Genomic DNA, 20,355 nt, shown 5'->3' with positions numbered 1-20,355 from the left:
CCCAATATTCCCTTTTCGATAGTTTTTAGTTTCTCAATGATTTAGGCCGTCTGAAAATGAAACATGGCCTGCCATTTGATTAAGAAAGATTTTATTTTCAGACGGACTCCACCGCACCCAACTCCAGCAACACCTGAAAACCGTCATTGATATACCGCGAATCGGGCATTTCTAAAAATGGGAATGCCGCTACGTCGCCCAGGTTCAGTGATGCCATGCGCAGGATGACGGCGGCGAGGTTGCTGCGGACGATTTCTGGGTCGGTGAATTCGGGGCGGCTGTTGAAATCTTCTTCTGAAAACAGTCGGATACACACGCCTGCGGAGACGCGGCCGCAGCGGCCGGAGCGTTGGCGCGCGGCGGCTTGGGAGATTTTTTCGACATGAAGCTGCTCCACTTTTGCCCGCGCGGAATAGCGTTTGACACGCGCGAGGCCGGTGTCGATGACGTATTTGATGCCCGGCACGGTGAGCGAGGTTTCGGCGACGTTGGTCGCCAGCACGATGCGGCGTTTTGCGCCTGAAGGGTGGAAGATTTTATGCTGCTCGGCGTGCGACAGGCGTGCGAACAGGGGCAGGATTTCGTCGTTGCGGCGCAGCGTGGATTTGCGCAGGGCTTCGGCGGCTTCGCGGATTTCGCGTTCGCCCGGCAGGAACACCAAAATATCGCCTTCACCGTAGCGCGCCAATTCATCGGCGGCGTCGACAATCGCGTCGGTCAGCTCCACTTCTGCATCGTCTTCGTCTTTGCTGGTAAGCGGTCGGTAGAGGATTTCGACGGGATAGGTGCGCCCGCTCACTTCCAGCACGGGCGCGCCGTTGAAGTGTTGGGAGAAGCGTTCTGCGTCTATGGTTGCCGAGGTGATGATGACTTTCAAATCGGGGCGGCGCGGTAGTAGCTGTTTCAGGTAGCCCAAGAGGAAGTCGATGTTCAGGCTGCGTTCGTGCGCTTCGTCGATGATAATCGTGTCGTAGGTGGCAAGATAACGGTCAGTCTGGGTTTCCGCCAGCAGGATGCCGTCGGTCATCAGCTTGACGCAGGCATCGCGCGAGGTGTGGTCGGTAAAGCGCACTTTATAGCCGACCGCGCTGCCGATTTCGGATTTCAGCTCTTCGGCAATCCGCTCTGCTACGGAACGCACGGCCAAACGGCGCGGCTGGGTATGCCCGATCAATCCTGCCGCCCCACGTCCGAGTTCCAAACAAATCTTGGGCAGCTGCGTGGTTTTGCCCGAACCGGTTTCGCCGCAAATAATCGTTACCTGATTCTCGGCAATGGCTTTTTTGATTTCGTCGAGTTTTTCGTGAACAGGCAGCGTGTTGTCAAATTCGGGCTTGGGCAGTTTGGACAGGCGTTGTAGATAGAGGTCGTGCGATTTTTTGTATTTTTCCTTAACCTTGGCCAAGCCGCCGTATTTATTGGGGTTTTTAAAGGCAGATCGCAGAAAATGGCGGTCTTTGGAGAGGGTTTGGGCGAAATCGGGTTGCGGCATGATGGTGCAATAAATTAAATAATGTGAAAAGAATGGAATTATAGCAAAAGGCCGTCTGAAACTTGCTTGCTTTCAAGTTTCAGACGGCCTTTGTATGGATAAACCGTTTTAGTCGGCGGCATGCCAAGGTTTTTGCATACCGGCGTGGAAACTCGGTTTTTCTCCGCCCCACAAGGTGTCGATGTCGTAGAAGTCGCGCACGGCAGGGAGCATGATGTGGACAATGAGGTCGCCTGCGTCAACGAGCGTCCATTCGCCGCTGTCGCCTTCGGTGCTGAGGATTTCGAAACCGGCTTCTTTCAAATCGACGGCAACGTTGTTCGCCAGTGCTTTGACTTGGCGTGTGCTGTCGCCGCTGGCAATAATCATGCGGGCGAACAGGGAGGTTTTGTCTTGGGTTTCCAAAACAGAGATGTCTTTGGCTTTGATGTCTTCGAGGGCGTTTACGGCCACTTCGACCATTTTTTGCAGGTCTTGCAATTCTTGTTCGTTCATTATTTTCCTAGTTGAAATGTTTTCAGACGGCATTATAGCTTATCTGCCTGAATAAACGCTATTTTTCATAGAGTTTGTGTTGGCGGATGTATTGGGCGACAGGTTGCGGCAGGCCGTCTGAATGGTGGGTTTTAGCGAGATCGGCACGGATTTGGGTGGAGCTGGTGTTGTGCAGCGGCGCGTTGAGGATGCGGACGCTGCCGTTTTGCAGGGCTTCGCCGAGCCATGCGTGCAATTCGCGCGGGGTTTTGTTGAGGTTGTCGCCTTGGCGCATGGCGATGGCGATATGGGTCTGGCGCACAAGGGTTTGCCATTTTTTCCATGTGTGCAGCTGCATCAGGCTGTCGCTGCCCATCAGCCACCACAGTTGCGCGCCGGGAAACTGCTGGCGGAAGATTTGGACGGTGTCAAACGTATAAGTCGCGCCGTCGCGGACGATGTCGCAGTCGCTGGCGGCGAATTTCGGCTCGTCGGCGATGGCAAGTTCGACCATATTGAGGCGCTCTTGTGCCGGCGTGCGCGTGCTGTCTTTGTGGTATGGGTCGCCTGCCGGCAGGAAGACGACAAGGTCCAAACCGATTTCGTCAGCGAAGGCGCGGGCGATGTGAAGGTGGCCGTTGTGGATGGGGTCAAACGTGCCGCCGAATAATCCGATATTTTTCATTTCGTGGTGGTGTCTGCGTTAGATGTTGGGCCGTCTGAAACAGGCAGGCTGCCGTCAACAATCAGGTTGAGCTTGCCTGTGGTCGGGTGGATGACCAGGCCGTGGATGGCGATGTTGTCGGGCATCAGCGGATGTTTGCGGATCAGCTCGACGGTATGGCGCACGCTGTCTTCGACGTTGTCAAAACCGGTCAGCCAGCCGTCCAAATCAATACCGGCATTGCGCAGGGTTTCGATGCGGTCGTCGGGGATATTGCTGTCATGTACGCGTTGGAGGAACTCTTCGGCGTGTAGTCCGCGCATACCGCAGTCGTGGTGGGCAATGACCATGATTTCTTTGACTTTGAGTTCAAATACGGCAACCAACAAACTGCGCATCACCGAACCCCAAGGGTGGGTCACCAGCGCACCGGCGTTTTTGATGAGCTTGGCGTCACCATTTTTCAATCCTAAAGCATTGGGCAGCAATTCGATAATGCGTGCGTCCATGCAGGAAAGAATGGCCAGCTCGCGGCCGGGGTATTTGTTGGTGAAATATTTTTCGTACTCTCCCGATTCAACGAAACGTTGGTTGTAGGAAAGGATATCGGTCAATTCACTCATGATGATGTGCTCGTTTCGGATGATTTACTCTATTATAGCGGTTTTCAGGGGGTATGGTTGTTTTGCAAATTCGCCGTAAACGGCTAAAATCGACGTATCTTTAGTTCTTTTGGAGGATGCGCCATGTCTCAGTCTTTCCGTTTTGAACAAGTATTCACACCCGATATCCACGACGCATTGTGGGATTGGGCGCAAACAAGCTATGGCGCATCCGACGATTGGTGCATTCTGTATCTCAACAGCCTGCCTTTAGGCCATCTGAACCCATCATGGCGCGAACGCCTCGGGCAAGATTGGACAGGCAGGCAGTCAACCCTTTCAGACGGCCTGAATTTGGAAACCGACAGCTGGGCAGAAATGGGCGACAGTTTGCAAACGCTGGCGCAACAATGGCGCGAGTGCGGTTGGCTCAAAGGTTGGCGCGGTGAAAAGTTTGACATCTGCGACCAGTCGGGCAAGCCTTTATGCGCACTAGAACGCGCCGCCTTCCGTCCGTTCGGCCTGATGAGTCAGGCTGTGCATTTGAACGGATTGGTCGAAACAGAAAACGGTTTGCGCTTTTGGATAGGCCGCCGTAGTCCGCACAAAGCCGTTGATCCAAACAAACTCGACAACCTGACCGGAGGCGGCATCAGCAGCGGCGAGAGGCCGTCTGAAGCTGTCTGTCGCGAAGGTGAAGAAGAAGCAGGCATTCCCGCTTCCTTAACCCCCCATATCCGACCGACTGCCCAAATATATAGTTTGCGCCCCGTTAACCGCGGTGTCCACAACGAAATCCTGTATATCTTCGACATCGTCCTGCCCGAAGGCTTCCAACCTGCCAACCAAGACGGCGAAGTCGCCGGTTTTGAACTGATGGACATCCCCACCCTGATCGATGCCATGTTGGGCGGACACATGATGCACGATGCCCAGTTGGTCACGATCGAAGCCTGCCGTCGATACGGCTTAATCGACCCCAAACATCCGCTGTCCGCATGGCTCGACAGCATCCGTTGCCGACCCCATTTTTAAAGGCCGTCTGAAACCATGTTGCAACTCAAAAACATCAACAAACGCTTCGGCAGCAAAACCGTTGCCCAAAACATCAACCTAAACGTCGACGCAGGCGAAATCCTCGCCGTACTCGGCCGCTCCGGCTGCGGCAAATCCACCCTGCTCAAAACCATCGTCGGCCTGGTGCGTCCCGACAGCGGCGAAGTCTGGCTCAACGGCGACAACATCACCGACATGCCGTCTGAAAAGCGCAATATCTCGCTGATGTTTCAAGACTACGCCCTTTTGCCGCATTTAACCGCCCTCGACAACGTCGGTTTCGGCCTCAAAATGCGCCGTCTGCCCAAAGCCGAAATCGAAGAACAATCCATGCAGGCCTTGCGCGACATCGGTTTGGAACACGAAGCGCAACGCAAACCCGAAAGCCTCTCCGGCGGCGAACAGCAACGCCTCGCCCTCGCGCGCGCCCTAATCACGCGTCCGTCGCTGTTGCTCTTGGACGAAGCCTTCTCCAGCCTCGACACCCACCTGCGCCACCACCTGCGCACCCTGACCGCCGAACGCATCCGCAGTCAAAACATCCCCGCCATCCTCGTGACCCACTCCGCCGAGGAAGCCTGCACCATGGCCGACACCATCGCCATCATGCACGAAGGCCGCATCCTCCAACACGGCACGCCGGAAACCCTTATCCGCCGCCCCGTCAACGCCCAAGCCGCCCTGCTGCTCGGTTTGGCCAACACCGGCGACACACGCTACATTCCCCAACACGCCATCCGATTCGACCCGGACGGCACAGCCGTCCGCATCAGCGAAGCCGTCCCCCTCGCCGAAGGCATACGCCTCACCCTCGCTCATCCGCAATACGGCGATTTGATTTGGTACCCCCACGCCGACCACGATATGGACAAACCGCAAACCGGACAGGAAATCCGCATCTGCGTGGATGAAAGTCAGATTGTTTGGTTTGATTGAATTTGATGGATTAAAAAAGAAAAATGCCGTCTGAAATTTAAGTTTCAGACGGCCTTTGTTATCTAGCCATCAATCAGACAAATATGTCCGACCCACAATCGCTGTTTACTTCACTTTCGTGCACACCTCACGGGAAGTTCCATCCTCAGACACCAATTTGCCTGTTTTATCCATTTGATAAACCTCGTCTTTACCGGGCTTGTCCATCTGCGCAACCAATCCGGTGTATATCATGCTTTCCAAGAATTGGCCGTCTTCTGATTCTTCCAACCATGCCAATGTTTCAGGGCTATGGAGTCGTGAAACTTCACTGTACTTGATTTGGCTTTGAGTTAAGGCATTGTTCTCAAAACGCCATTTACCCCCACCGACAACATGGTATGCCAAGACATTGCTGTCATCGTCCACTTTGAGCTTAGCGTCGCCACGGAAACTGCCGTCCTGAAGATATTCGACTTTTGTATCACTGTGAATATTTTCATCAGAGCCAACGCAATGCCATGTACCGACAATCGGAGAAGCCAGAGCAGTTGTTGCGGATAAAAGTACCGGCAGAATAAAGAGTTTCATCTATTTCCTTTCTTAAAAGAGGCCGTCTGAAAAGTTGCAACGACATTGAAGCTGCATTTTCAGACGGCCTTTGCGAGTATTTTACTGCAGGCGGACGTTCAAGAAATATAAATCACGAGACCGGCAATCAGCACCAGCTGGACACCCAACTTCATCAGTGCGGTACGACTGACGAAGTAGATAAACCAAGTGCCGGTCAAAATCAACAGTAGAATAATCAACCACGGCCGCCATTTGTTGAGGTGGACGGCTTCGGTAAAGCAGGTATAAATATGAAGTACGACGATGGCGACGATGAACAATATAGGCACGATGAAGTCCATCATTTGATTTCCTTTTAATGAGGCCGTCTGAAAACCCTGGTTTCAGGTTTTCAGACGGCCTTGTTTAAATCAAAATCAGTCTTTCAACTTCGCCAACTGAGTTTGAACTTTCCCCATTTTGTCTTCCAATTCCGCCAAATCGGCTTTGTCTTTTTCCACCAGATGCGCGGGGGCTTTTTCGGTGTAGCCGGGTTTGGAGAGTTTGGCGTTGAGTTTGTCCAAGGCTTTTTGCAGCTTCTCGGCTTCTTTGCTCAAACGGGCGGTTTCGGCGGCTTTGTCGATTTCGACTTTCAGCATCAGGCGCGCGCCGTTGCAGACGGCGACAGGTGCGTCTTCCGCTTCCGGCAAGCTGTCCACCAGCTTGGCTTCGGTCAGTCGGGTCAGCGACGGCAGGTATTTGAGCAGGCCTTCGAGTTCTGCGTTGCCTTCGACAAAGAGCGGCGCTTTGACGTTTGGCGCGATACCCATTTCGCCGCGTAGTTTGCGCACTTCTTCCACCAAGTCTTTCAATGCGGCCATTTTATCGAAGGCCGTCTGAACGATTTTCTCTTTATCGGCTTGCGGATAGGCGGCCAACATGATGCTGTCGGCGGTTTTGGCATTCGCCAGAGGCGCAACGACCTGCCACAGCTCTTCGGTAATGAACGGCATGATTGGGTGCAGCAGGCGCAGGATGGTTTCGAGTACGCGCACGAGGGTGCGGCGTGTGGTGCGCTGGGTTGTCGGGCAGCCGGTTTGGATTTGCACTTTTGCCAGCTCGATGTACCAGTCGCAATATTCGTTCCACACAAATTCGTACAGCGTTTGCGCGGCAAGGTCAAAGCGGTAGGTTTCAAAGGCTTCGGCAACGGCGGCTTCGGCTTGTTGCAGTTTGCCGATAATCCATTGGTCGGCGAAGGTAAACGCCAACGGCTGCATTTCGTCTTGACCGCAGTCTTTGTCTTCGGTGTTCATCAACACGAAGTTGGTGGCGTTCCACAATTTATTGCAGAAGTTGCGGTAGCCTTCGGCGCGCTTGAAGTCGAAGTTCACGCTGCGACCGAGGCTGGCGTAGCTCGCCATGGTGAAGCGCAAGGCGTCCGCGCCCATGCTGGGGATACCTTCGGGGAAGAGTTTTTTCGTGGCTTCTTCCACTTTCGGCGCGGTTTCGGGTTTGCGCAGACCGGTCGTGCGTTTCACTAGCAGCTTGTCCAAGTCGATGCCGTCGATCAAATCCACAGGGTCGATGACGTTGCCTTCGGATTTGGACATTTTTTTGCCTTCGTGGTCACGCACGATGCCGTGGATGTACACGTCTTTAAACGGTACTTTGCCGGTGAAGTGTGTGGTCATCATAATCATACGCGCCACCCAGAAGAAGATGATTTCGTAGCCTGTTACCAAGACGTTGGACGGCAGGAAGGCTTTGAGTTCGTCGGTTTCAGACGGCCAGCCGAGCGTGGAGAACGGCACGAGCGCGGAGGAGAACCATGTATCCAATACGTCTTCTTCGCGGGTCAAGCCTGTTTTGCCGGCTTGTTTTTCGGCTTCTTCCTGATTGCGGGCAACGTAAACATTGCCTGCTTCGTCGTACCACGCGGGGATTTGATGGCCCCACCACAGTTGGCGCGAGATACACCAGTCTTGGATGTTGTTCATCCATTGGTTGTAGGTGTTGACCCAGTTTTCGGGAATGAAGCGCACTGCGCCGCTGTCGACGGCTTTTTTGGCTTTGTCGGCGAGGCTCAAGCCTTTGAATTCGCTGTCAGGCTCGCCACCGTTTGGGGTGGCGGACATGGCGACAAACCATTGGCTGGTCAGCATCGGCTCAATCACTGAGCCGGTACGGTCGCCTTTCGGCGTCATCAGCGTGTGCGGTTTGATTTCGACCAAGAAGCCTTGTTCCTGCAAATCGGCAACCATTTGTTTGCGCGCGGCAAAGCGGTCTAAGCCTGCGTATTTTTCAGGCAGGGCAAAGCCTGGTTGCGCTTCGCCTTTGAAGTTGAACACTTCAGCGTTTGCCAGCACTTTGGCTTCCAAATCGAACACATTAATCAGGCGCGTGTCGTGGCGTTTGCCGACTTCGTAGTCGTTAAAGTCGTGCGCAGGCGTGATTTTCACGCAGCCGGTACCGAAGTCTTTTTCAACGTATTCGTCGGCGATAACCGGAATGGTGCGGCCGGTCAGCGGCAGGATTAATTCCTTGCCGATTAAGTGGGTGTAACGTTCGTCTTCAGGATTGACGGCAACGGCAACGTCGCCCAGCAGCGTTTCGGGACGGGTGGTCGCCACGATAACGGCTTCAGCAGGATTGTCAGCCAGCGGATAGCGGATGTGCCACATAGAGCCTTGTTCTTCCACGCTTTCCACTTCCAAATCAGATACTGCCGTACCCAAAACCGGATCCCAGTTCACCAAGCGTTTGCCGCGGTAAATCAAGCCTTGCTCAAACAGGCGCACAAACACTTCGGTAACAGTTTCGGCGCGCACGTCGTCCATCGTGAAATACTCGCGCGTCCAGTCGGCAGAGCAGCCCACGCGGCGCATTTGTTGGGTAATCGTGCCGCCGGAAACTTCTTTCCATTCCCACACTTTTTCCAAGAATTTCTCGCGGCCCAAGTCATGACGGGACACGTTTTGCGCAGCAAGCTGACGCTCGACCACAATTTGCGTGGCGATGCCCGCGTGGTCGGTGCCGGGAATCCAGGCGGTGTTGCAGCCTTTCATGCGGTAGTAGCGGGTCAGACCGTCCATGATGGTTTGGTTGAAGGCATGACCCATGTGCAGCGTGCCGGTTACGTTGGGCGGCGGCAGTTGGATGGAAAAAGACGGTTTGGTCAAATCCATATCGGGCTGGAAATAACCTTGGGTTTCCCAGTTTTGATAGTGTTTGGATTCGATTTCGGCTGGATTGTATTTGTCTAACATGATGGAACTTTGTGAAATTAAGGTTATTTTTGATGTGCGGATTATAACGCAAAAAGGCCGTCTGAATCATTTCAGACGGCCTTTGGCATACGGGTTTTAAAAATGGAACAATACCAGGCTGACGGCAATCACCGCCATACCCGTTGTCAGGCCGTAAACGGTTTCATGGCCGTCTGAATAGCGTTTGGCGGCCGGCAGCAGCTCGTCCAATGCCAAAAACACCATCACACCGGCTATCACGCCGAACACCGAACCAAACACGGCAGGCGACAAAAACGGCTGTAAAATCAAATAGCCCAAAGCCGCACCCAAAGGCTCGGCCAAGCCGGATAGCAGGCACGCCCATACCGTTTTCTTACGGCTGCGGGTGGCAAAATAAACCGGCGCAGCGATGGAAATGCCCTCCGGAATATTATGGATGGCAATCGCCAAGGCCAAAGGCATCCCGACCGCCGGATTTTCCAAGGTGGCAAAAAACGTCGCCAAGCCTTCGGGAAAGTTGTGCGCCGTAATCGCAAACGCCGCCATCATGCCGACTCGCGCGATATGGCGACGTTTGCTTTCTTGAAACGACGGATCTTGAGCATCCAAGGTTTCATGCGGGTTCGGCACCAGGCGGTCAATCAGCGCGATGCCGCCCATCCCAGCCAAAAATGCCATGGTCGCTGCCGCAAACGCGTGGTCTTTATCATAAATTTCAGCGAACGCCTCACTGGATTTACTGAAAATCTCCGTCAGGGAGACATACACCATCGCACCGCCGGCAAACGCCAAACCAAACGACAACACGCGCGGATTGGGCGTTTTGGAAAACATCACCAAGCCGCTGCCTAATACGGTAAACAAACCGGCTGCCAACGTGATGGAAAAGGCAACGGCCAAATTGGACATCGAAAAATCGGGCATGAGAAAACCTGCGCTAAAAGCTGGGACAGGTTCAGACTAACACTTTTTAATGCATATGATAATAGTTATTATTTATTTTATTGATTAGGTACATGGATTTTGAAACAAAAGGCCGTCTGAAAAATGGTTTTCAGACGGCCCTTAAGTTTGAAATATCACCAAACCTTATCGCTTTCCAGCTTAAGCCTGATAGCGCGACAGGCTCAAGTCGTCGCTGCGGATTTCGGTGTCTTTGCCACTCACGATATCGGCAGTTAATTTTGCCGAACCCAGCGACATGGTCCAGCCTAAAGTACCGTGGCCGGTATTCAGGAATAGGTTTTCAAAGCGGGTGCGCCCGATTAACGGCGTGCTGTCGGGCGTCATCGGTCTGAGACCGCTCCAGAACAATGCTTGGTTCAAATCGCTGCCTTCTGGGAACAAGTCGTTGACAACCAAAGCCAAGGTTTCGCGGCGTTTTTCGGGCAGTTTGATTTCATAGCCCGACAATTCCGCCATGCCGCCGACGCGGATTCTGTTGTCAAAGCGCGTGATAGCGACTTTGTAGCTTTCATCTAAAACGGTGGACACCGGAGCGCCGTCTGAATTTGTGACCGGCAGGGTCAAGGAATAGCCTTTGACGGGATAAATGGGCAGATCGAGATCCAACTGCGCCAAAACCGTCCTGCTGAAACAGCCGAGCGCGCAGACAACGGCATCCGCTTCAAACCGCCCTGTTTCGGTTTCAACGGCTTTGATGCGCAGCCCGTTGTGGTCGATGCGGCTGATGGTTTGGTTGAAGTGGAACTGTACGCCCTTTTCCTGACACAATTTGTATAGGTTTTCAGTGAAGAGGTGGCAGTCGCCGGTCGCATCCGCAGGCAGGTGCAGGCCGCCGGCAATTTTGGTGGTAACGCGCGCCAGCGCAGGCTCAAACTCTGCGCATTCTTCGGGTTTCAGACGGCGGTACGGCACGCCGTAGCGTTCCAAAACGGCAATGTCTTGTTCTGCCGCTTCGACTTCTTTGGCCTGACGGAAAATCTGCAACGTCCCTTTTTTGCGCCCTTCAAAATTCATGCCGGTTTGCGCTTCAAAACGGCGGAACATTTCACGGCTGTATTCGGAAATCCTGACCATGCGCTCTTTATTGATTTGATAGCGCGCTGCCGTGCAGTTTTGCAGCATTTGCCACAGCCATTCGATTTGATACAGGCTGCCGTCAGGGCGAAACAGCAAAGGCGGATGGCTTTTAAACAGCCATTTCAGTGCTTTGGTCGGGATACCGGGTGCAGCCCAAGGCGTGGTATAGCCGTAGGAAAGCTGGCCCGCGTTGGCAAAACTGGTTTCCATCGCCACGCCCTCGGCGCGGTCAATGACCGTTACTTCATGTCCTGCCTCTGCCAGATACCACGCGGAAGATACGCCGGCAACACCAGCACCTAAAACAAGCACTTTCATTTTTCTCCTCCTCTGACTTTTTTCAAAACAAACTTAATATACATCGGGCCGTCTGAATGTTCAGACGGCCTTGGACATTAATGCGGCAATTCGCCGTTTTTGATTTTTTGTTTGAAGTCGCGCGTTTCATTGACGATGACTTTAGCCATCAACAAAAGCGCAATCAGGTTGGGCAATGCCATCAAACCGTTGAATGTGTCCGAAGCCAGCCACACCAAATCAAGGCTCAACACGGTACCCAGCATAACCGAAGAAACATAACCGATGCGGTACAGACCGGCAAATTTCTCGCCGAATACATAAACCGCGCATTTCTCGCCGTAATAGCACCAGCCCAGAATGGTTGAGTAGGCGAAGAAAATCAGACCGATGGTGACAATCCAACCGCCGATACCGGGCAGCATTTTTTGGAAGGTGACGGTGGTCAGTGCCGCGCCGCTCAATTCAGGTTTGACAAACTCGCCGCCTGCGCCGAGCAGGCCCATCACCAAAATGATACCGGTAATCGAACAAACGACGATGGTGTCCAAAAACGTACCGGTCATGGAAACCAAAGCCTGACGGACGGGGTGGTCGGTTTTCGCGGCTGCGGCGGCAATCGGCGCAGAACCCATACCCGCCTCGTTGGAGAATACGCCGCGCGCCACGCCGTAGCGGATGACTGTACCGATAGCGCCGCCGGCAACGGCTTGCGCGCTAAATGCATCGGAGAAAATCAGTTTGACGGCAGGCATCAATACATCGGAATTAATCACGATAATGGCAATACCGCCTACTACATAAAACACTGCCATGGCAGGTACGATAAAGGACGCGGCTTTGGCGATGCCCTTAATGCCGCCCAAAAGCACAATGGCCGTTAATACGGTCAATATCACGCCGGTGTAGGCAGGTTCGACGCCAAAGCTGGTTTGCACTGCTTGCGCAACCGAGTTGGACTGCACCGAGCTGCCGATACCGAATGAAGCGAAGGTACCGAACAGCGCAAACGCGACGGCCATCCATTTCCAGTTTTTGCCCAAGCCTTTTTCGATGTAATACATCGGGCCGCCGGACATTTCGCCTTTGGAATTGGTCACGCGGTATTTCACCGCCAACACACCTTCACCGTATTTGGTGGCCATACCGAAAATGGCGGTCATCCACATCCAAAATACCGCGCCCGGGCCGCCGGTTACCACCGCAGTCGCCACACCGGCGATGTTACCCGTACCGATGGTGGCGGACAACGCGGTCATCAACGCCGCAAAATGGGAAATATCGCCTTCGTGGTCTTCGCCGTCTTCATGCTTCTTTGACGGCACAAACGCCTGCTTCAGCGCATAACCCAACATGGTGAACTGCAAGCCTTTCAGCAAAACGGTCAGCAAAATGCCCGTACCGACCAGCAGCATCAACATAATAGGTCCCCAGACCCAGCCGCTGATGGTTTCGAAAAAGGCTTTGAGATTGTCTAAAAACAATTGCATGGCTTTCTCCTTTGTCTGTTTTATTTTTTATGCACCACTTTTTGTAGTGTCATGTAATTTCAGCACAGAATATTCAATAAGACAATATCTTTCTTTTTAAAAAGATTTTTGAGGTTTTACCCTAAAAAGATATCTATTTAGACCGGTCAGATTGTTTACAATCCGCTAAAAATAAAGGCTGCGTCCGAGATAAAATGCCAAATGAAAGTTAATCAACCATCAATTAAGACTGCAACAATTAAAATGACACAATCGACAAATGGTACATTATTGAAAAATACAAACACGCAAATCTTATTTAAAAAAAGCCTCAGGCTGTCTGAAAGATGGTTTTCAGACGGCCTGAGGCTTGTTAATTATATTGATAAAGTCAGGTTGATGAATGTTGCCCAAGCAACTGCGCTAACACTCGGGCAAAGCGTTCCATCGCACCTTCGCTGGTGTGCAAATACAGGGCTGGCTCGATGAGTTCCAATTCATTGAGCAGGAAGGTGTCGCCGACCAATGTGCCGTCCACTCGAGCGTAAACCGGCATTTTCGGCAAAGCGGCCAGTACGTCTTGCGCGGCACGGATGGCAAATTCGGGCGGCTCAATACCGAACACCGACACGCCATAGGCCGAGTTGGCGCGCCATTCGCCTTGTGGCGGCTGACGGCGCACGGCATGGCTGAATATGCCGTTGAAAAACACCAGCGAGGTTTCACCCACCGTTTCGATTTCGCGGATATACGGTTGAACAATCATGCCTTGCGGATAATCCGCCATGTTCACGTCCAATCTTTCTGCATAAACTTTAACCACGCCTTTGCCGCTCTGCCCAAATGCCGGTTTGATGACCGCTTCCGTCCATCCTTGTTGGTTCAGGATGTCCGCCAATTCGGTTTTTTGCGGCGGTACGAACACGCTGGGAATCACTTGCGCGCCGCGCGCCGCCAAATCGCACAAATAAGTCTTTTCCATATTCCAAGCCATCAACTCGGGCGGATTGATAAAACGCTGCCCCGCCTGCTCGGCTTGCTCCAGCCATTGGCGGAAGGCTTCAGGTTCGGCGGCATAATCCCATGCGCACAAAGGCAGTAAAAACGGCGCAGACGGATGGTTTTGCCACGCGTCAAATACGGTTTTCACACCCATGGTTTCCAAATGCGCCGCCAATGTTTTCAGGTTGTCTGACGGTTCGGGATAGGTTTGGCAGGTAATGAGTGCCAAAACGGTTTGCTCGGTCATGGTTGCATCTCGTTGCTAAAACCAAAATTATATAGTGAAATCAAACCAAAAGATTTTTCAGACGGCCTGATACATAAGGCCGATTCTGATAAAATGGTTTCCCCTTTTCCGTCGGAACATGCTCATGAAATCTGCCCACGTCCTTGTCTGGTTCCGCCGCAACCTCCGCCTGCACGACAATGCCGCGCTTAATGCCGCCGTTGCAAGCGGTTTGCCCATCGCCTGCGTCTGGGTCAGCCAAAGGCCGTCTGAAAACCACAATCCGCGTCAAAGCCTGTTCCACTATCAAGCCGCACAAGAGCTGCATACCCGTCTGGCGGCGCACCATATTCCTTTATATGTCGTCGCTTCCGACGAAGACCTCCTCCCCTTGGCCGCTACGCTCCATGCCCATACCGTCATCACTGACGAAGCCTACACCGAAGCCGAAATCCGCCAAGACAACCTACTCTGGCACAATTTCGACCGCGCAGGCATTGCCCTGCAACACGCCAACGACCGCGGCATTTTGGCCAAATCCCCCCTCATGGATGCCAACGGCCTGCCCTACACCGATTTTGCCGCCTATAAACAAGCATGGTTGCAGGCTTATTCAGGACAAAGGCCGTCTGAAACCGAATTGCCTGTTCAAACCGGACAAGACGTTCCACTGTTTCCAGCCCATACCGGCGCAGTATTGCCTGCCTATCAGCAGGGCGGCGAAACCGCAGCCTTAACGCAATGGCACGCGTTCAAACAGAATTTGGTTCACTACCCGATTACCCAAAATTTTCCGGCACGAAAAAACACCAGCCTCCTCAATGCCTACCTGTCCGCAGGCTGCATTTCCCCACGCCTGCTGGCTGCCGAAGGCTTGGCAAACCGACATTTCGAGTGGCTGGACAAACTCATTTTCCGCGACTACTGCTACCAGCTCGCCTACCACCGCCGCCTGCCCGAAACAACCGATGCCGCTCCGGTACGCGAATACTGGCGCCACGGCCAAACCGGCGTACCCATCATCGATGCCTCCATCCGCGGCCTCGAAGCCACCGGCCACTTACACCCCGTTCTCCAGCAGCTGTGCGCCCACTATTTCTGCCACGCCCTCAACCTCGACCCCAACCAAGGCATCGCGTGGACAGCCTCCGTCCAAACCGGCACCGACCCTGCGCTCAACCAAGCCAACTGGCACCTTGCCGCCCAAGACACAGCCACCGTCCGCTATGCCCATCGTTCACATCAAATCGATCCCGACGGCAGCCACATCCGCAGTTACCTCCCCGAATTGGCACACCTGCCGTCCACCCTTATCCACACGCCGTGGGCCGCCGCCGACGACATCGACACACACGGCTATCCCTTTCCCAAGGCCGTCTGAAACCTACGTTCACACCAAAAAACCACACTAAATACAGCTGAAAAACGTTCAAACAAAATATTTTGATTTCAGACGGCCAAACAGATTGAATAGCCAAGATTTACACGGTAAACTTACGTCATTAAAAAATTTTATTATTTCATTACAATGAAACCCGCATTCGACATAAAAACGTCACGGTTGGACGTCTTATCCATCCATCTGCACACCGCAGATCTAACAGAATTGGAAGAATTCCTGCGCCAACTGGCAGGCCAATCCCAAGACGAATTCGTTCCCTTCATTTTAGACGTACAAGATTTCGACCATCCCGAATCCATCGATTTGGGCGGCATGATTTCCCTGTTTGCCCGTTACGGTATGCAAATTTTAGGGCTGCACCACACCAGCGACACATGGGCGGCAGCGGCAGCGCGTTACCACTTGGTCTTCAAACAAGGTAACTCCACCCAGGCAGCCGATACACAGGCAGCACCTGCTCCGCGCCAAGCACCGCAGCCGCAAGACGTACAGACCACCGTTATCAACAATCCGACCGTATTGGTCAGTACGCCCGTGCGTACCGGCCAGCAGGTTTACGCTGAAAACGGCGACCTCATCGTTACCGGCATCGTCAGCCAAGGTGCGGAACTTATCGCCGATGGCAACATCCATATTTACGCCCCCATGCGCGGCAGAGCGTTGGCCGGTGCAAAAGGCAATACCAACGCGCGCATCTTTATTCATTCCATGCAGGCCGAATTAGTCTCTGTTGCCGGTATCTACCGCAACTTCGAGCAAGACTTGCCCGAGCATCTGCACAAAAAACCCGTACAAGTATCATTGCAAGACAACCGACTGGTTATCAGCGCAATCGACGCCGAATAAACATCAGTACTTAAAAAGGAAATATCGTGTCCAAAATCATCGTAGTAACTTCAGGTAAAGGCGGCGTAGGCAAGACCACTACCAGCGCCAGCATCGCAACCGGCCTGGCCCTGCGCGGCCACAAAACCGCCGTAATCGACTTCGACGTCGGTTTGCGCAACCTCGACCTGATTATGGGTTGCGAACGCCGCGTCGTGTATGACCTCATCAACGTCATCCAAGGCGAAGCCACACTCAACCAAGCCCTGATTAAAGACAAAAACTGCGAAAACCTCTACATCCTGCCCGCCTCGCAAACCCGCGACAAAGACGCGCTGACCCGCGAAGGCGTGGACAACGTGATGAAAGAGCTGTCCAGCAAAAAAATGGGCTTCGAGTTCATTATCTGCGACTCCCCTGCCGGTATCGAACAAGGCGCACTGATGGCGCTCTACTTTGCCGACGAAGCCATCATTACCACCAACCCTGAAGTATCCAGCGTCCGCGACTCCGACCGAATCTTGGGCATTTTGCAAAGCAAATCCCGCAAAGCCGAACAAGGCGGCACAGTTAAAGAGCACCTGCTGATTACCCGCTACTCCCCAGAGCGCGTGGCCAAAGGCGAAATGCTGTCGGTACAAGACATCTGCGACATCTTGCGCATCCCGTTGATCGGCGTGATTCCCGAATCACAAAACGTCCTGCAGGCCTCCAACGCCGGCGAACCTGTCATCCACCAAGACAATGCCGCCGCAGCCGAAGCCTACAAAGACGTTATTGCCCGCCTCTTGGGTGAAAACCGCGAAATGCGTTTCCTTGAAGCCGAGAAAAAAGGTTTCTTAAAACGACTGTTCGGAGGTTAATACATGTCACTGCTCGATATGCTGTTCGGCAGAAAGCCGAAAACCGCCACCGTCGCGCGCGACCGCCTGCAAATCATCATCGCGCAAGAACGCGCACAAGAAGGCCAAGCTCCGGATTATCTGCCGACCTTGCGCAAAGAGCTGCTGGAAGTCCTGTCTAAATACGTCAACGTATCATTGGACGACATCCGCATCTCCCAAGAGAAACAAGACGGCTTGGACGTTCTTGAGCTGAACATCACCCTGCCGGAACAAAAAAAGGCTTAACACATGACCTTGACCGAATTGCGTTACATCGTAGCCGTCGCACAAGAACGTCACTTCGGACGTGCCGCACGACGCTGCTTTGTCAGCCAGCCCACCCTTTCCATCGCCATCAAAAAGCTGGAGGAAGAGCTGTCGGTATCCCTGTTCGACCGTAGCAGCAACGACATCATCACGACCGAAGCGGGCGAGCGCATTGTCGCCCAAGCCCGCCGGGTTCTGGAAGAAGCCGAACTCATCAAGCACCTTGCCAATGAAGAGCAAAACGAATTGGAAGGCGCGTTCAAACTCGGCCTGATTTTTACCGTTGCCCCCTACCTTCTGCCCAAGCTCATTACCGCGCTGCGTGAAACCGCGCCGAAAATGCCGCTGATGCTGGAAGAGAACTATACCCACATCCTGACCGAGTCGCTCAAACGCGGCGATGTCGATGCAATCGTCGTTGCCGAACCGTTCCAAGAGCCGGGCATCGTAACCGAGCCTCTGTATGACGAACCTTTCTTCGTCATCGTTCCCAAAGGCCATCACTTTGAAGAACTCGATGCCGTTACGCCTCAGCTTTTGAGCGAAGAACAAGTGTTGCTGCTGTCCGAAGGCAACTGTATGCGCGACCAAGTGTTGGCAAGCTGTTCCGAATTGGCTTCCAAGCAAAAAATCCAGGGCTTGACCAATACCCTGCAAGGCAGCTCCATCAACACCATCCGCCACATGGTTGCCAGCGGTCTGGCCATCAGCGTCATGCCGGCTACCGCATTGACCGAAAACGACCACATGCTTTTCAGCATTATCCCGTTTGAAGGCACTGCACCGCACCGCCGTGTCGTTTTGGCTTATCGCCGCAACTTTGTCCGTCCCAAAGCACTGACTGCTTTGCGCACTGCCATTTTGCAATCGCAACTGACCGGTGTAACCTTCGTCAACGAATAAACCGCAAAACAAAAGGCCGTCTGAACATTCAGACGGCCTTTTTATTTTTAACCGAATAAAGGATTAGTAGCGGGTATGAACTTGACTGCCGATAACTCCACCCAAAGCCGCACCACCCAAGGTAGAACCGGTATCGCCACCAATCAAGTTACCTGCCACGCCACCCAATACCGCACCAGCAGCAGTGTTGCGCTGGGTTTGAGTCATATTGGCACATGCACCCAAAGAAGCGGCCAGCATGATCAAGGTCACAGTTTTTGCAAAAGTTTTCTTCATGGTTTGATTCTCCATCAGGGGTTAAGCTGTATATAGAGCAGTATGGCACAACCTTTCATTAATATATTTTCTGATAAGTAAAGACAGATTAAACTAAGATAACGCTCTTGATGAACGGTTAACTTCAAAAATAAACGGCAATTCCAATATTATATTTATAAAATTTAATATATTTGGCATAAAATTGCGCATACATCAACCGCATTCGGTAGTGATACAATGACGACTTGTCTGAATTACCGGAAACACCCGTCATGAGTATCTACGCACTGGCACACATCATCCACGTTTATTGCGCGATTGCCTTTGTCGGCGGCGTATTTTTCGAAATGCTGGTTCTCTCCGTTTTGCACACCGGCCGCGTTTCGCGCGAATCGCGCCGCGAAGTCGAACGTGCCATGTCCTATCGTGCCGTCCGCGTAATGCCGCCTGTCGTCATTACCTTGTTCATCAGCGGCATCGTGATGGTGTACAACCGCTACCTGCCGATACTTCACCACCCATTCGACAGCTCTTTCGGCATCATGCTGAGCATCAAAATCCTGTTGGCAATAAGCGTTTTGGTACATTTTGCCATCGCCGTCGTCAAAATGGCACGGCACACCCTCACCGTCGGCTGGTCGAAATACATACATGCCGTCGTATTCAGCCATATGCTGTTTATCGTCTTTTTTGCCAAGGCGATGTTCTACCTGTCTTGGTAAACCTTACCCATACCCCACACACAAGGATTGTTTATGACCCAATACCCGTCCGTCGGCTCGCCGATGTTTTACGGCATCTTCTTTATTGCCGTCTTAATCATGATCGCCATCGATATGGTATCGCTGAAAAAAAACGGCGCCCACAAAGTCAGCATAAAAGAAGCCCTCGCCTGGAGCGGCATTTGGGTGGCCGTATCCTGCACGTTTGCAGGCTGGCTCTATTTTGAACTGGCGGGCAACCCGACTTACGGGGCCGTTGTCGCCAAAGAAAAAGTCCTCGAATTCTTCACCGGCTATGTACTCGAAAAATCCCTTGCCGTCGATAACATCTTCGTTTTCCTGATGATTTTCGGCTACTTCAAAGTAGAACCCAAATTCCAACACCGCGTCTTACTCTATGGCGTATTCGGCGCCATCGTCCTGCGCGCCATCATGATCTTCATCGGCGCAGCCTTGGTACAACAATTTGAATGGATTTTGTACCTCTTCGGCGCATTCCTCTTATACACCGGCATTCACATGATGAAGCCCGAAGCCGAAGCTGAAGAAGACCTTTCCCAAAACAAGATCCTGACTCTGCTCAAAAAAGTCATCCCGACCAGCCAACAGTTTGACGATGAAAAATTCTTTACCATCGAAAACGGCAAACGTATCGCTACGCCGCTTTTGCTGGTATTGATTATGATCGAATTGAGCGACGTTATCTTCGCCGTGGACAGCATTCCCGCTATTTTTGCCGTAACCACCGACCCTTTCATCGTCCTCACTTCCAACATTTTTGCTATTTTGGGTCTTCGTGCCATGTACTTTTTGCTGGCAGACTTTGCCGAACGCTTTATTTTCCTCAAATACGGCTTGGCTTTCGTATTGAGCTTTATCGGTATCAAGATGCTGATTATGCACTGGGTACATATCCCGATTTCCATTTCCCTGTCTGTCGTCTTCGGCGCACTGGGTGCGTCCATCCTGACTTCTTTGGTATATACGCGTCAGCAAGAGAAAAAATAATCTGCCGATATAAAAAGGCCGTCTGAACATTTCAGACGGCCTT

The 20,355-nt window shown here is 52.7% G+C and carries 21 protein-coding genes; 9 read left to right on the top strand and 12 right to left on the bottom strand.

What is annotated here, in order from left to right; translation table 11 throughout:
* Nucleotides 1-97 precede the first annotated feature (97 nt).
* The 4 genes from hrpA to HMPREF3047_RS03465 form a co-directional block, all read right to left on the bottom strand.
* Nucleotides 98-1,492: an ATP-dependent RNA helicase HrpA gene (hrpA, locus tag HMPREF3047_RS03480; RefSeq protein ID WP_083315940.1), complete on the bottom strand. Its 1,395-nt coding sequence runs from the start codon at nucleotides 1,490-1,492 to the stop codon at nucleotides 98-100.
* A 108-nt stretch (nucleotides 1,493-1,600) separates the two neighbouring features.
* Nucleotides 1,601-1,987 (bottom strand): ribosome silencing factor, encoded by a 387-nt coding sequence (rsfS, locus tag HMPREF3047_RS03475; RefSeq protein WP_070712203.1) that lies wholly within the window; start codon nucleotides 1,985-1,987, stop codon nucleotides 1,601-1,603.
* 58 nt (nucleotides 1,988-2,045) lie between these two features.
* Nucleotides 2,046-2,651 (bottom strand): nicotinate-nucleotide adenylyltransferase, encoded by a 606-nt coding sequence (nadD, locus tag HMPREF3047_RS03470; protein WP_003684732.1) that lies wholly within the window; start codon nucleotides 2,649-2,651, stop codon nucleotides 2,046-2,048.
* On the bottom strand, nucleotides 2,648-3,253 hold the full coding sequence (locus HMPREF3047_RS03465; protein ID WP_070712202.1) for a beta-class carbonic anhydrase: 606 nt from the start codon (nucleotides 3,251-3,253) through the stop codon (nucleotides 2,648-2,650). The genes nadD and HMPREF3047_RS03465 overlap by 4 nt, the downstream gene beginning before the upstream one ends.
* Nucleotides 3,254-3,376: 123 nt before the next feature.
* On the opposite strand from HMPREF3047_RS03465, the gene HMPREF3047_RS03460 reads away from it, so the two are divergent.
* Both HMPREF3047_RS03460 and HMPREF3047_RS03455 read left to right on the top strand, forming a co-directional pair.
* Nucleotides 3,377-4,267: an NUDIX hydrolase gene (locus tag HMPREF3047_RS03460; protein WP_070583778.1), complete on the top strand. Its 891-nt coding sequence runs from the start codon at nucleotides 3,377-3,379 to the stop codon at nucleotides 4,265-4,267.
* Nucleotides 4,268-4,282: 15 nt separating this feature from the next.
* Entirely contained in the window at nucleotides 4,283-5,224 is a 942-nt protein-coding gene (locus tag HMPREF3047_RS03455) for an ABC transporter ATP-binding protein (protein ID WP_070712201.1), read from the top strand.
* A gap of 105 nt (nucleotides 5,225-5,329) precedes the next feature.
* Here HMPREF3047_RS03455 and HMPREF3047_RS03450 read toward each other — a convergent pair whose 3' ends face one another.
* The 7 genes from HMPREF3047_RS03450 to HMPREF3047_RS03420 form a co-directional block, all read right to left on the bottom strand.
* A complete protein-coding gene (locus tag HMPREF3047_RS03450) occupies nucleotides 5,330-5,794 on the bottom strand; it encodes a hypothetical protein (protein WP_070712200.1) in 465 nt (154 codons plus the stop codon).
* Between the two features lie 98 nt (nucleotides 5,795-5,892).
* Nucleotides 5,893-6,120, bottom strand: coding sequence for an enterochelin ABC transporter (locus tag HMPREF3047_RS03445; protein ID WP_070645656.1), 228 nt, complete (start codon nucleotides 6,118-6,120; stop codon nucleotides 5,893-5,895).
* A 72-nt stretch (nucleotides 6,121-6,192) separates the two neighbouring features.
* Entirely contained in the window at nucleotides 6,193-9,024 is a 2,832-nt protein-coding gene (locus HMPREF3047_RS03440) for a valine--tRNA ligase (RefSeq protein WP_070712199.1), read from the bottom strand.
* Between the two features lie 96 nt (nucleotides 9,025-9,120).
* On the bottom strand, nucleotides 9,121-9,930 hold the full coding sequence (gene zupT, locus HMPREF3047_RS03435) for a zinc transporter ZupT (protein WP_004520220.1): 810 nt from the start codon (nucleotides 9,928-9,930) through the stop codon (nucleotides 9,121-9,123).
* A gap of 180 nt (nucleotides 9,931-10,110) precedes the next feature.
* Nucleotides 10,111-11,367: a D-amino acid dehydrogenase gene (locus HMPREF3047_RS03430; RefSeq protein ID WP_070712198.1), complete on the bottom strand. Its 1,257-nt coding sequence runs from the start codon at nucleotides 11,365-11,367 to the stop codon at nucleotides 10,111-10,113.
* A 77-nt stretch (nucleotides 11,368-11,444) separates the two neighbouring features.
* Nucleotides 11,445-12,836, bottom strand: coding sequence for an alanine/glycine:cation symporter family protein (locus tag HMPREF3047_RS03425; RefSeq protein ID WP_070712197.1), 1,392 nt, complete (start codon nucleotides 12,834-12,836; stop codon nucleotides 11,445-11,447).
* Nucleotides 12,837-13,206: 370 nt separating this feature from the next.
* A complete protein-coding gene (locus tag HMPREF3047_RS03420; RefSeq protein ID WP_070712196.1) occupies nucleotides 13,207-14,064 on the bottom strand; it encodes an ATP-grasp domain-containing protein in 858 nt (285 codons plus the stop codon).
* Between the two features lie 124 nt (nucleotides 14,065-14,188).
* Here HMPREF3047_RS03420 and HMPREF3047_RS03415 point away from each other — a divergent pair, with 124 nt between their 5' ends.
* The 5 genes from HMPREF3047_RS03415 to HMPREF3047_RS03395 all read left to right on the top strand — a co-directional run bounded on the left by HMPREF3047_RS03415 (nucleotide 14,189) and on the right by HMPREF3047_RS03395 (nucleotide 18,324).
* Nucleotides 14,189-15,424, top strand: coding sequence for an FAD-binding domain-containing protein (locus HMPREF3047_RS03415; protein ID WP_070712195.1), 1,236 nt, complete (start codon nucleotides 14,189-14,191; stop codon nucleotides 15,422-15,424).
* A 147-nt stretch (nucleotides 15,425-15,571) separates the two neighbouring features.
* Nucleotides 15,572-16,291 carry a septum site-determining protein MinC gene (gene minC, locus HMPREF3047_RS03410; RefSeq protein WP_070712194.1) on the top strand — a complete coding sequence of 240 codons (720 nt, stop codon included), beginning with the start codon at nucleotides 15,572-15,574 and terminating at the stop codon, nucleotides 16,289-16,291.
* Nucleotides 16,292-16,317: 26 nt separating this feature from the next.
* Complete coding sequence (gene minD, locus HMPREF3047_RS03405; RefSeq protein WP_070712193.1) at nucleotides 16,318-17,133, top strand: septum site-determining protein MinD; 816 nt, start codon at nucleotides 16,318-16,320, stop codon at nucleotides 17,131-17,133.
* A 3-nt stretch (nucleotides 17,134-17,136) separates the two neighbouring features.
* Nucleotides 17,137-17,400 (top strand): cell division topological specificity factor MinE, encoded by a 264-nt coding sequence (gene minE / locus HMPREF3047_RS03400; RefSeq protein WP_003680625.1) that lies wholly within the window; start codon nucleotides 17,137-17,139, stop codon nucleotides 17,398-17,400.
* Nucleotides 17,401-17,403: 3 nt separating this feature from the next.
* A complete protein-coding gene (locus HMPREF3047_RS03395; protein WP_003749313.1) occupies nucleotides 17,404-18,324 on the top strand; it encodes a hydrogen peroxide-inducible genes activator in 921 nt (306 codons plus the stop codon).
* 63 nt (nucleotides 18,325-18,387) lie between these two features.
* On the opposite strand, the gene HMPREF3047_RS03390 is transcribed toward HMPREF3047_RS03395, so the two are convergent.
* Nucleotides 18,388-18,600 (bottom strand): glycine zipper 2TM domain-containing protein, encoded by a 213-nt coding sequence (locus HMPREF3047_RS03390; protein ID WP_003684747.1) that lies wholly within the window; start codon nucleotides 18,598-18,600, stop codon nucleotides 18,388-18,390.
* Nucleotides 18,601-18,854: 254 nt separating this feature from the next.
* On the opposite strand from HMPREF3047_RS03390, the gene HMPREF3047_RS03385 reads away from it, so the two are divergent.
* Nucleotides 18,855-19,304 carry a CopD family copper resistance protein gene (locus HMPREF3047_RS03385; RefSeq protein WP_049330770.1) on the top strand — a complete coding sequence of 150 codons (450 nt, stop codon included), beginning with the start codon at nucleotides 18,855-18,857 and terminating at the stop codon, nucleotides 19,302-19,304.
* Nucleotides 19,305-19,337: 33 nt separating this feature from the next.
* On the top strand, nucleotides 19,338-20,312 hold the full coding sequence (locus HMPREF3047_RS03380) for a TerC family protein (RefSeq protein WP_070712192.1): 975 nt from the start codon (nucleotides 19,338-19,340) through the stop codon (nucleotides 20,310-20,312).
* Nucleotides 20,313-20,355 lie beyond the last annotated feature (43 nt).

The sequence above is a fragment of the Neisseria sp. HMSC075C10 genome (assembly GCF_001815615.1).
GTDB classification, from domain to species: Bacteria; Pseudomonadota; Gammaproteobacteria; order Burkholderiales; family Neisseriaceae; genus Neisseria; species Neisseria subflava_A.
The sequence above is the reverse complement of the archived record's forward strand: the minus strand, read 5'-3'. Positions and strand labels throughout refer to the sequence as shown.